At 38.6% G+C, this 469-nt stretch carries 1 protein-coding gene; it reads right to left on the reverse strand.

Features of this window, described 5'->3' with window-relative positions; translation table 11 throughout:
• Positions 1-469: P-loop NTPase (locus tag IU405_RS00445; protein WP_197436692.1), on the reverse strand; the 469-nt coding region annotated here is incomplete at both ends.

Genomic DNA, 469 nt, shown 5'->3' on the forward strand with positions numbered 1-469 from the left:
CTTTTTTATCTGTCATTCCTAAATATTCTGTAATCTTAGGGGCTCTTAAATCCAGCCCTAATAACAATACCTTTTTATGGGTCAAAGCTAAGGTAGCAGCCAAATTAATTGATACAAACGATTTCCCCTCACCACTCAGCGTAGAAGTCACAAAGATGGTCTTAGCAAGCTGGTCTTTACTTGTTTTAGGCAGCATAAAGTTTAGGTTGGTCCGTAGCAATCGAAAGGCTTCGGCAGTACTTGTTCTCGTGTCTTTTTTAATAATCATTTTATCACCTCCATCTGCATGAGGGATATCGCCCAAGTAAGGAATTTGCAGCGCTTCTTCTAAGTCTTTGCGATAATGAATTTTGGTATCTAATGCTTGTATTGAATAGATGATTCCAAAAGGTACTAAGAGTCCTAGCAACAAGGCAATCAAATACACATGCTTTTTATTCGGAAAAACCGGAGTATCATCTGCATAGGC

This window comes from Polaribacter sp. BAL334 (assembly GCF_015767435.1).
GTDB lineage: Bacteria > Bacteroidota > Bacteroidia > Flavobacteriales > Flavobacteriaceae > Polaribacter.